Consider the following 13,410-nt stretch of genomic DNA (forward strand, 5'->3'; position numbering starts at 1 on the left):
TCTAATACAAATTACGTATTTTGCCACAGTGCCAACGTATTACATCCTTTTACCGTTTATTTATTTGCTCTCCTGGATACCTTTTCCCTTGTTCTACGGGGTATCAGATTTTATGTTCGTGATGGTTTATCATGTTTTCGGCTACCGGAAAAAGGTGGTGGGAGAGAATCTGCGCAATGCTTTTCCTGAAAAATCCGAAAAGGAGATCAAGACAATAATGCGACGGTTTTACCGTTCTTTCTGTGACACATTGCTGGAAACTTTCAAAACACTGACGATTTCCGGGCAATCCGCCATTAAAAGATGCAAACTCACGCCAGAGGCGTTACAGTTGTTTAACCGCTACGCGGATGAAAACAAGAGCATCATTATCGTTATGGGGCATCTTGGCAACTGGGAATGGGCAGGCAATACCTTCAGCCTGCAATGCCGCCACCATCTTTATGTAGTTTATCATCCGCTGTCCAACAAGTATTTCAACGGCCTTATTTACAGGATGCGTACCCGTTTTGGTACCGGTCTTATTGCCATGAAAGACACCTTCCGGGAGATGGTACAGCACAGAGCGGAGTTAGATGCCACCGCTTTCATTGCAGACCAAACGCCGGCGCCTGATAACGCATTCTGGCTCACTTTCCTCAACCAGAATACCCCGGTGTTCCAGGGAACGGAAAAGATAGCCCGCAAGATGAATTACCCTGTAGTATATACAAGAGTGGAGCGGGTAAAACGGGGATATTACGAGATATCTGCGCAAACGCTGTTTGAAGAACCAGGGAAAACAACAGATGGAGAAATAACGATGGCGCATACACGCGCTTTGGAACAAGATATTATCCGCCAGCCGGAAAGCTGGTTATGGAGCCACCGGAGATGGAAACACAAACGCCCGGTCACCAATTTAGCGATCACTAAATAGTTATATAGTCTACAACTGTCTAAAATGCGAACTGGAAAACAACTGATCCTGGCAACAAAGCCGTTTGCCCAGGATGTGACATGGAAAAGCTGGTATTACACAATTACAACTGCGATCATCCTGGTGGGTCTTCTCACCGCTATTTACTTTAACGATGCACTGCCTGTTCTGCGCATTGCCTGCAGCATCCTGTGCGGACTGGTCATCGTAAGGATGTTCGTGATCTATCACGACCATCAACACCATGCTATATTAAACAAGTCTGTACCTGCTAATATCCTCTTTACACTCTTTGGTATTTTTGTGCTGGCGCCTACCAGCATCTGGAAACGTTCACATGATCATCATCATAACCATAATTCAAAACTATTCAGTGCCAGCATAGGATCTTATCCTATTATGACGAAACAGAAATTCGATGAATCCACCCCGGCAGAGCAACGGTCTTACCTCGCGATAAGGCATCCCCTCACGATCCTGTTCGGCTACCTCACCATGTTCGTGTACGGCATGTGTATCCGTTCTTTCCTCAGCAACCCGCTAAAACACTGGGACTCTATATTAGCCCTCGTTTTGCATATAGGTGTTGGTGTATTCCTCTTTCTCAACCTCGGCTGGGCAGGCTGGTTCTTAGTGCAGTTCCTCCCCTTCTTCATCGCCATGGCCATTGGCTCTTATCTCTTTTATGCACAGCATAATTTCCCCAGTGTTACTTTCACTGATAAAGAAGGCTGGTGCCATGATAATGCAGCGATGGCTTCTTCCAGTTATATGCTCATGAGCCCTTTCTGGAAATGGGTGACCGGAAACATCGGTTATCATCATATTCATCACCTGAATTCACGCGTGCCTTTTTACCGGTTACCGGAGGCCATGGAGAATATCCCTGAGCTGCAAGAGGCTAAGACCACTTCCCTCCATCCTATGGAGATCTGGGCCTGCCTGAAATTGAAAATATGGCACCCGGAAAGGAATGAAATGATCCCCTTATATCTTAACAATACCACTAAAACAAAACCTGTAATTGTAAAATAAAAAAAGGCTCCCATCAACCGGGAGCCTTTTTTGTTTAGTCCGTGATCTTATCCAACGGAGGAACATTTTTTTCGTACCCCACATATCCCTTGTTCTGATTGATCACCCCATAGGCGTTAGCAGCAATGGGATTAGATGGAATGGGCCACAATACATGAAAGGCGCTCATCGTATATTTATCTCCGTGATTGGTTACAATACCTGTTCTGTAAAAAACATTCTTCTCTATTATACGGTCATAAAAGAAATTGCTTTCAGAGAAATTGGCCATGTTGTAAGTTTTACCGTTGTAGGCTGGTTTCCCGGTTTTGGCGAACAGGAAAGCAATACGTGTTAATTCTGTTTTACGCGGTTCTTCAAAATATAATTCCCTGGCCCTTTCATCCAGTATGATACCAATGTTCACGTCTGCAGCACTAATACCTGTGCAGCCTGCGCGGGTTCTTACCGCATTGATATCATTGGCTGCACTCCCCAGGTCGTCTTTCCAGTAATAGGCTTCGGCTCTCAACAGATAAGTTTCTGCCAGCCGGAAAATATACCAGTCTGTATGGCCACCCTGCATGGGAGAATTCTCTGTATCAGGGATAAAGATCTTATAGTGCGGCCATCCGAACCAGCAGCGGATCGTATCTGTACATAACAGGCCACCATTGGCATTCCTTAATTGTAAAGGTTTCAGGTAATACGGATCATTGGTTGTATTCAATCCCGGATCATTATACACCAGGTCTTCCATATTCATCCAGTTACCGGGTGCATGCCGGAGGTCTTTAGGATCTGTCCAGATATCATAATTGCTGTAAGGTGTAGGCCTGCATCTGCCAATGCCCCTGCCGTATAAGTTACTCAGCACAACTGGTACGCTGGTATTGTCGTTCGTACCTTTTTTACCACTGGGTGTGTTGATGTTCGTTCCCCATAATGGTACTGCCTGGCGCATGATGCGCATGCCGCCATCAAAACCACCATCACCAAAACGGTCTATCACCATAAAGATGCCTTCTTTGTTTTCACCCAGCGATTTATTCTCCGGGCGGTGCAGATCCCAGATCACATTCTTTTTGGTAGTGCCGAAAGGTACTTTCATCAGGCTGTAAGCCCCGCCATTGATCAATGCATTGGCAGATTCAATAGCGTCATCAAATTTACCCAGTGCCAGGTTTACTTTCGTAAGCAGATGTAATACCGCTCCTTTCGTTACCTCTCCCCTTGCTACGTTATCAGACAACCACCCTTTGGCAGAGTCCAGGTCTTTCTTGATATATTCCAGGATCACTTCTCTCTTCGTAGAACCATAATCCAGTTTGGGTTCCAGTGTTTCCTTCATGATAGCCGGTACATCCCCAAACTGCTGTGTGAGGCGGTAATAGCGCATGGCGCGATGGAAATAGGCTGAGCCCAGGATCGCATTCCTTTCTTCACGATTGGCATAGGTGGCATTATCTATGCGGCCTATCACCGTGTTGGCATATTTGATACCCAGGTAACCTTCACTGTAATAGAAATAGATCCGCGCACGGTCTGCATTATTCAGATTAGCGCCGTCCGGTGTGATCAGCAGGTTGAGGTCCTGCGGTGGGCCGGATTTATCTGTTACACCTTCCACGGTTACTTCAGAGAACAGCATCTCCGTGAGGATGGGCGGATTATCTCCATAATATTCTATCCGCGCATTGCGGGCGCATGATACCAGTGCTGCGCGCATGGCGGCAGCATCCACATACGTTTCGTCCGGGTCATATGTGGAGAGTTGTTTCGGCTTTAACCAGTCTTTACCACAACTAACAGTGAGTGCGGCGAGTGCTACCAATAATATTGTTGAACGCATAACGGATTTTTTAAAGAGTAATGTTGATGCCAAAAGAATAATTACGTACCGGAGGATTGTTATCGCCGTAAATGTATTCGGCATCCCAGAACGTCCAGTCTGGCTGATATACACCTATATTGTTCACGTTCCCGTAGATCTTCACCCCATCCAGGCCTATCCTGTTGGCGGCCTTTACTGGCAATGTATAACCCAGTGAAATAGTGCTCAGGCGCACAAAGGAAGTTTTGCGGTATACATCAAATGTGGCGCTGCCATTACTGGAAAAGAGACGTGCATAATCATTTGTAGGATTCTCAGGCGTCCAGTAAGGTAATTGATAGGAGTTCTGACGATCTATAAAACCAGAGTTGTTCTTGGCGAGACTGTAAGGTCCCATGCTGCCCCAGTTGGAGTAGAACATGAAAGAGAAATCAAAGTTCCTGTAGGAAAAATCATTCCTTAAGGTCCATTGAAAACGCGGAGACCTGTAACCCAGGAACTGGCGGTCTGCATCAGAGAACTTGCCATCCTTGTTTACATCTTCCAGTTTAAAGTCGCCGGGTTTAACACCAAATTTGGCAGCTTCTGCCGCTTCGGCCACCTGCCATACACCCAACACTTTCAGGTCCCAGATAGCATCCAGGTCATGCCCTATGAACCATCTGTTGGCAACGTCATCCCTTTCTTCCCGGCCGATCACTTTGCCGGAAGCATCTTTGATATCCACTTCACCATACAGGTGTTTGATCTTATTCCTGTTCAATGTAAAGTTCAGGTTAGTGCTCCATTTGAAACCATTGCGGCGGATATTGGCACTATTCAGGCTGAGCTCAAATCCTTTGTTCTCCACTTCTCCCAGGTTATCCATTACCTGCAGGAAGCCGCTATGAATGGGCAAGCCGCGAAGGATGAGCAGGTCTGTGGTAGACTTTTTATATACATCGATAGAACCGCTCAAAACGTCCCTGAAGATGCTGAAATCAAGGCCTACGTTGTAGGAAGTACTCTTCTCCCATTTCAGGTTGGGGTTCTGCAAACGGCCTACATACAACTGGGAAACGAGTACCATCTGGCCGTTCTGCTGTATGTACTGGTACTTACCGGAAGTAAGGTCAGAAAGGGCCAGGTATCGGCCGATATCCCGGTTACCATTCACACCCCAGGAAAGACGCAGTTTGCCATAATCCAGCCAGGCGAGATCCACAAATTTTTCTTTAGAGAACACCCAGCTCAATGCAACTGCAGGGAAATCAGCCCTTGGGTTGCGCTGGCCGAAAGCGGAGTAACCATCCCGGCGGATAGAAGCTGTTAACAGGTATTTGCCACGGAAACCATAGTTCAGGCGCGCCATCAATGCATCACCTGTACTCACAGAATCGAAACTTTGTATCACCGGTTTAATACCGGAACCAATGTTATGCCAGCTTAAATTATCATTGGGATCAAATCCTTCATTGTCCATCTGGTTGCGCCAGGACTGGAATTTTTCTGCATTAAAAAGGAATGTAGCATCAAATTCATGATCACCAAAAGTTTTGTTCCATCTCAATAAATTATCGATCTGCCAGTTGTAGATGGTCATCTGCCTTCTCGTGGCGATGCCTTTACGCGCAGCATACCGGAAGTCTTTTGCAGAGATCCCATTGAAGTAGCGGTTGAAATCAAAGTTGGGTGAGAAGTTGCTCTGGTAAGAAAAACCCCAGGGCAGGTCTCCTTTCAGGTAGAGAGAACCAAAGAGTGTATTGGTTTTATCCATCCGGTTGGTGTAGGTATTATCCAGGAAAGGATTGGTATTATTTCCCACATCATCATTCGGACTATCGCGCAGCGTTTTGCCGTCGTCCTTGTATTTTTCACCGTAGGGAGAAGCGTTCACCATCTGCCCCCAGGCAACAGGCACCTGGCTTTCGTCCCGGTCTGCAAACTGCATATTGATGCCCACGCTCATGAACTTTGCGGCCTTTGCTTCCAGGTTGATGCGGGTACGGAAGGTTTTGAACTTATCGCCTACTATCACACCTTCATTGTTCACATAACCGGCAGAGATGTAATAAGAGATATCTTCTTTTTTGCCGGAAATACTCACGGTATGATCCTGCCGGAAAGCGTGATGGAACATCTGGTTGTACCAGTTGGTGGTTTTGCCGGCTTTATAATTCCTTACTTCTACCGGTAGTATTTTCAAACGGTTCAGCCATATATCTACGGGATCGCCCTGTGAGTTATCATATGCCTTCCATTGGTCCACCGTAATATTGGAAGGTAATGTACGCGGGTCATTGAACTGATAAGGTTTCGCATTGGCATTCACACTGTACATCACATCTGTTCTCCATTTCACAAAACCGGGACCATCATACAGCGGCTCATCCATGGATAAAGTAGTGACCCCTATATTACTGTTGAAAGTGATGGTAGGTTTTGAACGGTTCCCTCTTTTTGTATTGATCAGCAATACGCCTTTCGCAGATTTGGCGCCGTATACCGCTGCCGCACTTGCATCTTTCAATACATCGATGGTCTGGATATCATTGGGGTTGATATCGCTTAACTGGCCGGGATAGATCACTCCGTCCAGTACGATCAGCGGCGTTGTGCCTGCATTAATGGAAGATTTACCCCTGATGGTGAGGTCTCCCCCGCCTTTGGCAGTATTGGAAGAGGTTACGTTGAGGCCGGGTACATTGGCCCTGAGCAGGTCCTGCACGCTGGCCGGATTCTCGTTTTCCAGCTGTGTGGCTTTTACCTGTGCCACTGCGCCGGTTACATCACTTTTCTTCCGGGTGCCATACCCTACCACTACCAGCTGATCCAATTCGGTAGTGTTATCCTGCAGTATAACATTGTAGGAAGTAGCGGAGCCCGTGGTTAATTTCTGTGTCTGGAAGCCGATAAAGGAGAAGACCAGCACCGCATTTTCTGGTGCATTTATTTTAAAGCGCCCTTCATTATCAGAAGTGGTACCTGTTGTGGTTCCCTGTATAACAACGGTAACACCGGGAACAGGTCTGCCGGTTTTGTCTTTAATATTACCATTAACTGCTCTGGAAACTGTTTGGGCAAAGGTAGTAACGCAGGGGAGCATAAACATCATTGCGAATGCGCAACAAGCTATTATCAGCCTGTTCCTGATGCTAATCGTCATGTTGGATCAGTTTAGTTTGATTTAGAAATTGGTATTTTTCTGTACGGTGGAATTATTGTTGTTAGGTCCTCTTATTAACGCGAAATTCTACAACCAATATACCAATTGCAATCGATTCTAGTTCCCAGCCAGACCGCGCAAAACCTATTACAACGATTGAAATGGTTTATTACAACGTTTTCTTTATTTCGGGATTATTTTAGTATTATGGAGTGATAAACGCTTTTTCCATGAAAAGAGGAGTAACCATAAAGGATATAGCCAAAAAATTAAACATGTCTGTATCCACGGTTTCAAAGGCCTTAAATAATGATGCCACCATCAGTATTTATACCAGTGAACGGGTGAAGAAGCTGGCAAAGGAACTTAACTACATTCCAAACGAAGCGGCGAGGCACTTTAAACTCAACAAAACTTTTACAATAGGGCTGATCATTCCGGACCTGCTGGACCAATATTATGTATTGGCCATTAACGGTGTGGAAGAGGAAGCGGAAAAGAAGGATTACAATGTGATCCTTTCGCAATCTCATGAGGATGCCCAGAAGGAAGAAAAGATAGTAGATGTGATGATCCGCAACCGTGTGGATGGCGTGATCGTTTCTGTGACCAAGAACACCGTGGATATGCAGCCCTTTCAGAAATTCCTGTCCATGGGCATCCCGGTGGTTTGCATAGGCCGTGAGCCAAAGGGTGTGGTGTTCGACTATGTGTCGTCCAACAACGAGGAGGGTGCACTGGAGGCTACCCAATTCCTGATAGACCGGGGGCATACCCGCATTGCGCATATCATGGGGCCGGAGTCCATGCGTACCAGCCAGGCACGTTTTACGGGCTACAAGCAGGCGCTTACCAGGAACAATCTTCCTTTTGATACCAGCCTGGTGCAGGAGGTGGACCTTACGCCGGAATCCACTTTCCAGGCCATGCGGTTACTGATGGAACAGGCGGCTCCGCCTACGGCTATTTTTACTTTCAAGAATTACATCACCATCCAGGCGATCGACTTTTTAAAGAGTCATTACCCGGATAAAGTGGATATCATTGAATTTACGGGATTCGGTAACCTGCCACTGCTGCAGCACCTGGATCACCGGCCGCTGGCCGCTATTGAAGAAAGTTCTTTTGAAATGGGCTGTGAAGCGGCACGCATCCTTTTTGAACGCATGGATGAGGAGAACACGGAAGAGCCGGTCACCTATATCAAAAAGCAGTTCCCCTGCAAGCTGGTAATTTATTAAATGTTTGTTAATATTAATATCTGATGCCCCGGATCTGGTATAAAATCAGAAATTTTATGGAATAGGCTTGTTTCTTTCATCATGAATTAAACCAATATCGAAACAAGTAGTCACCTTGAAAAAAAGCTTATCCCTCCTTTTCACTACATTGTTTGTTTTGTGCAGCTCAGGCGTGTATGCACAAAACAATAACCGCGTTAATGGCTATGTGGCTGACACCGGAAAAATTCCCATTAAAGATGCTAACGTAATGCTGACCGGAGATAAAGACACACTCCATACCACTACCGATGAGGAAGGATATTTCAGTTTCACAAAAGTAAAAGGCGAATCATTTTCACTAAAGATCAGCACTACCGGGTACCAGGACTTTAAGGACAATTATTCCTTTAGCGAGAAAAAAGTGTTGAAGATCAGGCACATTCAACTGAAACCGGATGTTCACCTGCTCAAAGAGGTGGTAATAAAGGGCAAACCCAACCCCATGAGGATCATGCAGGATACGATCGAGTATAATGCTGCCGCATACCAGGTGCTGGAAGGCGATAATATGGCAGACCTGTTGAAACAGCTCCCGGGCCTTGAAGTGGACGATGAATACAACGTTACGACCATGGGTAAGGGCATGACCAAACTGCGGATAAACGGCAAAGATTTCTTTACTAATAATGTAAAGGATTTTATTGCCAGACTGCCGGCGGGTATTGTAGCAAAGATCCAGGTTATTGATGATTTTGGTGATCAGGCCAACTTTACCGGTATTAAGATGGCGGAACCCATTAAATTATTGAACATCGTAACCAAACCGGGCATGAACAATGGCAACTTTGGTAATGCAGGTATAAGTGGCGGAACTAATAACCAGTTTGGAATTGGCGGGAGCATTAACCTATGGAAAGATACTAAGCAAAGCAGTGGCGAGCTAAATTACAATACTTCAAATAATGGGGCAGGAACAGCACAGTCTATGACAGGCGGGATATCTCATGCGGACGAGATAAATAAAAATATGAACTATCGTATTAACTATAACCTGGGGCGCAACAGGAATGCCTTTACCAGCGAACAGGCAATTGAAACCTTAAATCCATTGGGCACTTTCTACCAGAAAAACATTAGTGATGGCGAAACCTTGAACAACAACCATCACTTCAATGGTGATTTTAACTATAAGAGTAAAAAGACCTTTTTGGATGGTAATGTAATGGTATCTTATAATAATGGTGAAAACATCAGTTCTTCGGTAAACAACCAATGGGGAGTGATCAAACAAGACCTTGAGAATGTTAATCAATCGATCAATAAATCTCCTGCGGTTAATGCCAGCCTGAACTTCTCCAGGATCTTAAAAAATAAAAAGAGCAGCCTGTCCGGCAATTTCGGCATTTCCAGTTCTTCTAATCATGCTGATCAGTACATCAGCACCAACACGCGGTATTATGATAAAGTAACGGAGCTTTTAGTGAAAGATTCTTTGCTGAACAGGAACCTCCTTACAGATAATAATACCCAAAACTTCAATTTCGGGTTCAATTATAGTCTTGGTTTAAAAAAGCCAAAGGATACACTGGCCAGGCAAAGTTTAACCTTAAGTTATAACCTGTCGCTAGGCAGAAACATGAGTAGGGTACAAACGTTTGTGATCGACCAGCTGAGCAAAGTACCTGCATTTGTAGATTCGCTAAGTACAGATTATACTTCGGTATCTGTTAACCAGAACATCGGCTTAGGTTATACATATTCCAGTAATAAGGTGCGCTACAATTTTGGGGCTAATGTCAGTCCTGCTTTGTTGAGCAGCGATTACGTCCACCTGGGGCAAAAGGTCAGGAATAATACCCTGAATTATTCTCCCCGTATTAACCTGAGCAAAACTATTTCCAAAAGCAAAACCATCACACTTAGTTACAATGGCAATAACAGGAATCCAACCATCAACGAACTCCAACCCCTTCGAAACACGGAGAATCTGCAGAATATTGTGATCGGTAATCCTAACCTGAGGCCTTCTTTTAGCCACAATGTTAACTCCAACTACAATTATGTAAATGCCAAAAATGGTATCTCGCTGCAAACCGGGCTAAATTTCAGCACTGTTCAGAACGAAATTGTTACCAATGTGGTGTTGATACCTGATACTTTAAATAGTTTAAAGCAGGAGACCCGCTTCGAAAATACCAATGGGAATTACAGGCTGGGCGGCAACTATGCTTTAAATATACCCCTCAAAAAGAATAAATATTCCATTTCTTATTCGGGTAGCCTCGAAACATCGAACAGGGCAGTTTTTATTAATAACAACAAGCGGTTTAGCAAGGGCATCAATATATCCCAGCAATTGAATGCAGTGATCACTTCAAAAAAAATACCAACCAGTGCAAGGGTATCTTATAGATTCAGCTCCAACAATAATGTGTTAAACGAGAACCCGATCGTTGATGTACTGGGGCAAGTTAACGGCGCTGTTTTTTACCACACACATAATTACCTGGCGGACCTGAACAGTTCTTTAAGATTAAAAAAGCTTACATTCAATGCCAGGGTAAACTACAGTTTCAGCATGAACAAGGGCGATGGGATTAGTGATAACTTTAAAAACGTTCAGCGGCTTGCATTGTCCTTTTCAGCTATGGGGCGGATAAAAAAGACTTATTATATAGATCTGAAAACCTCAAAGACCATCAATACAGGTTATGCACTTGCCAACACCAATCCTTTTATCGTTAATGCCAGCCTAAGCAAAAGATTCCTGAAAGATCAGTCATTAAGCTTTTCTATTCATGCAAATGACCTGTTGAACCAGGGGAACAACCTGGAGCGGTTTATCTCGGGCAGTTCAATTGTAGACAGGCGTACAAACCAGGCAACCAGGGTGTTTACTGTTAGATTGAGTTATAATATTTCGAGTTTTGGCGGTAAAGGATTCCGGGTTGATCCGGATTAATACAGATGACCTTGCCGCGCAGCAGAGGGCGGATCTTTTTTCTTTTCGGGAAGGGTGTTCATCATAAACCTTGCCGCGCAGCAGAGGGCGGATTTTTTCTTTTTAGGAAGGGTGTTTATCATAAACCTTGCCGCGCAGCGGAGGGTGTTTCATCATAAATCACTTCAACATAAAAGACCTTACCCTGATCTGCCCTTCCAGCAACCTGGAGATGGGGCAGTTCTTGGCAATTTCTAACAGTTTCTTTTTCTGTTCTGCATCTGTTACGCTATCCGGGAAAGAGATATCCCGGTCTATGATGGTGTGCATCATCTCCTCTTTCTTTTCCTGGAAGAGATTGGCATTCACCTTTATCTCGGGGATCACCCACCCTTTCCGGTCTATGTACATCCTTAGGGTAACCAGTGTGCAGGTGACCAGGGAAGATAACAACAAGGTATACGGATCAGGTCCCTGATCCTCTCCGCCTGAGGAAGGTGGTTCATCTGCAATGAATTTTCCGTTCCGCCATTTAATGGTGCACTGGTATTTGGCAGTGCCTATCACACCGCGAACAGGTAACGCTAGTTTATACTGCATAGTGTTCACGGTTTTTTTACGATACGTTCCCATTCCGGATGCCTTTTGATATAGGCCACCACCAACGGGCAAAGTGGGATCAGGGAGAGGTGATTGGTTTCTATGTAAGCCAGTGTTTTTTCAATAATAGCGGTAGCGGCACCTTTACCTTCCAGTGCAGGAGGTACTTCTGTATGGAGCAGCGTGATGTTCTCAGGCGTCTGACGGTATACAATAATAGCCTTGTGACCATCCACCTCCATTTCAAAGCGGTGCGCTTCCGTATTATTTACCAGCGGCAGGGCAATGTATTCATCTTTCATGCCACCAATTTAGTTACTTTCCACGAGTTTCTTGATCTCTACAAGGATAGGATCCCAACCTACGCCGTCGTTATACGCTTCCTTAAACCTGCGTTCTCCGTCTTCCACTTTGGCATAATCTCCCTGGGTAACGGTGAAGGTGGTTGCTCCACCATTTTCCGTAAGGTGATAAGTGACAGAGATGCAGCGTTCCGGCGTGTCTTTGAGAGCGGGATTATTAGGGTCAATGGCCGTGTAAACCAGGTATTTTTCCGGTTGAATATCTATGATGGTACCGGTTACGGCTACCAGGTCAATGCCGTCAAAAGTACCGGTCCATTCCAGTTTGCTGCCCTTCTTCCAGTCCGATACGGTTTCGCAGCCAAACATGTATTGTTTTGTTTTTGCAGGGTTTACCAGGGCATCCCATACTTTAGCAGCTGGTGCATCGATGATAATGGTGTTGGTTACATTCAGCATAATATTGTGGTTTTGATACAAAAGTAGCCTGTCCTGAAAAAAGGGGATTGCAGATTACGGATTATTTCTAACGGAATTAGGTGTAAAACCGAATTTCGTTTTAAAGGCGTTACTGAAATGCTGCGGGGTAGCATAACCCAGTTCATAAGAGATCTCTGCGGCCGTTTTCGCTGTATCCCGCAGGTATTGGTGTGCCAGCTGCAATCGTTGTTCCGTGAGATAGCCAAATACGGTATTGTTAAAGGTTTCTTTAAAGCCCCGTTTCAGTTTGTATTCATTCAGCCCAACGGTTTTAGCAATCTCAGACAGATTGGGTGGGTCTGTTACCCGTTCAATGATCAGATCCCTCACGGCTATGATCTTTTCTTTATCTGTTTTACTCTTTATAAAAAGCTCCTTCTTTTCCATGGCCACATTGTATGCCTCTGCGCATAACACCAGCAGTTCAATGCTTTTGGAGAGCAGGAAGAGCCTTTTCAGGTCCCCGCCGTATTTGCAATAAATGATCTGCTGGATCACCTGCTGTATAGGTGTATCGATAGCGCCCCAATGTTCCGAGAGCATCACGCTCTTTTCCTGCAGGATATCTTCTGCAAAACGTTTCAGGCGGTCGTTGGCATTTTGGGTGAATTTCACGAAAAGGTGCCGCGGGAACTGGATGCCAAATACTTCCACTTCCAGCGTTCTGTTCCAGATCTCAATATCAAAACCTTTGGAGTACATGATATTGTGATGACCACCGATCAGATCGTAGGTTTGGTTCAGCTGTTTATAGCTAAAGCTGTAATTCCCCTTCATGCCAAAATGAAAGCGCACAACATCCGTTTCGCTGCTGCCTTTGTGCGAAGTGAGCTTGTCATATTTTGTGACGGAGTGGCCTAACTGGATCTCATCGCAATGCCAAAGCATGCGGGTCATGATGGCGTTCTCAAATGTGGTGATCTCTGGTTTTTCCATTACGGTGCAAAGATCG

Annotated in this window: 10 protein-coding genes; 4 read left to right on the plus strand and 6 right to left on the minus strand. The window is 45.1% G+C overall.

Annotation, left to right across the window (positions count from 1 at the left end):
- The first annotated feature begins 28 nt into the window (after nucleotides 1-28).
- Complete coding sequence (locus GFS24_RS08470; protein ID WP_371730166.1) at nucleotides 29-919, plus strand: lysophospholipid acyltransferase family protein; 891 nt, start codon at nucleotides 29-31, stop codon at nucleotides 917-919.
- A 24-nt stretch (nucleotides 920-943) separates the two neighbouring features.
- Nucleotides 944-1,954, plus strand: coding sequence for a fatty acid desaturase (locus GFS24_RS08475; RefSeq protein WP_153659138.1), 1,011 nt, complete (start codon nucleotides 944-946; stop codon nucleotides 1,952-1,954).
- Between the two features lie 34 nt (nucleotides 1,955-1,988).
- Here the strand turns inward: GFS24_RS08475 and GFS24_RS08480 are convergent, their stop codons facing one another.
- Both GFS24_RS08480 and GFS24_RS08485 read right to left on the minus strand, forming a co-directional pair.
- Nucleotides 1,989-3,785, minus strand: coding sequence for a RagB/SusD family nutrient uptake outer membrane protein (locus GFS24_RS08480; RefSeq protein WP_153659139.1), 1,797 nt, complete (start codon nucleotides 3,783-3,785; stop codon nucleotides 1,989-1,991).
- Between the two features lie 10 nt (nucleotides 3,786-3,795).
- Complete coding sequence (locus GFS24_RS08485; protein ID WP_153659140.1) at nucleotides 3,796-6,912, minus strand: TonB-dependent receptor; 3,117 nt, start codon at nucleotides 6,910-6,912, stop codon at nucleotides 3,796-3,798.
- Nucleotides 6,913-7,142: 230 nt separating this feature from the next.
- Between GFS24_RS08485 and GFS24_RS08490 the strand changes: the two genes are divergently transcribed.
- Both GFS24_RS08490 and GFS24_RS08495 read left to right on the plus strand, forming a co-directional pair.
- Complete coding sequence (locus GFS24_RS08490) at nucleotides 7,143-8,153, plus strand: LacI family DNA-binding transcriptional regulator (RefSeq protein WP_153659141.1); 1,011 nt, start codon at nucleotides 7,143-7,145, stop codon at nucleotides 8,151-8,153.
- A 115-nt stretch (nucleotides 8,154-8,268) separates the two neighbouring features.
- Nucleotides 8,269-11,097: an outer membrane beta-barrel protein gene (locus GFS24_RS08495; protein WP_153659142.1), complete on the plus strand. Its 2,829-nt coding sequence runs from the start codon at nucleotides 8,269-8,271 to the stop codon at nucleotides 11,095-11,097.
- 159 nt (nucleotides 11,098-11,256) lie between these two features.
- Here the strand turns inward: GFS24_RS08495 and GFS24_RS08500 are convergent, their stop codons facing one another.
- From GFS24_RS08500 to GFS24_RS08515, 4 genes are read right to left on the minus strand one after another with little or no spacing between them, the layout of a single operon-like run.
- Nucleotides 11,257-11,676, minus strand: a complete 420-nt coding sequence (locus tag GFS24_RS08500; protein WP_153659143.1) for an OsmC family protein — start codon at nucleotides 11,674-11,676, stop codon at nucleotides 11,257-11,259.
- A 5-nt stretch (nucleotides 11,677-11,681) separates the two neighbouring features.
- A complete protein-coding gene (locus GFS24_RS08505; RefSeq protein WP_153659144.1) occupies nucleotides 11,682-11,978 on the minus strand; it encodes a GNAT family N-acetyltransferase in 297 nt (98 codons plus the stop codon).
- A 9-nt stretch (nucleotides 11,979-11,987) separates the two neighbouring features.
- Nucleotides 11,988-12,437, minus strand: coding sequence for an SRPBCC domain-containing protein (locus GFS24_RS08510; RefSeq protein WP_153659145.1), 450 nt, complete (start codon nucleotides 12,435-12,437; stop codon nucleotides 11,988-11,990).
- 54 nt (nucleotides 12,438-12,491) lie between these two features.
- Nucleotides 12,492-13,394 carry an AraC family transcriptional regulator gene (locus GFS24_RS08515; protein ID WP_153659146.1) on the minus strand — a complete coding sequence of 301 codons (903 nt, stop codon included), beginning with the start codon at nucleotides 13,392-13,394 and terminating at the stop codon, nucleotides 12,492-12,494.
- Nucleotides 13,395-13,410 lie beyond the last annotated feature (16 nt).

This window comes from Chitinophaga sp. SYP-B3965 (assembly GCF_009647655.1).
Taxonomy (GTDB): Bacteria; Bacteroidota; Bacteroidia; order Chitinophagales; family Chitinophagaceae; genus Chitinophaga.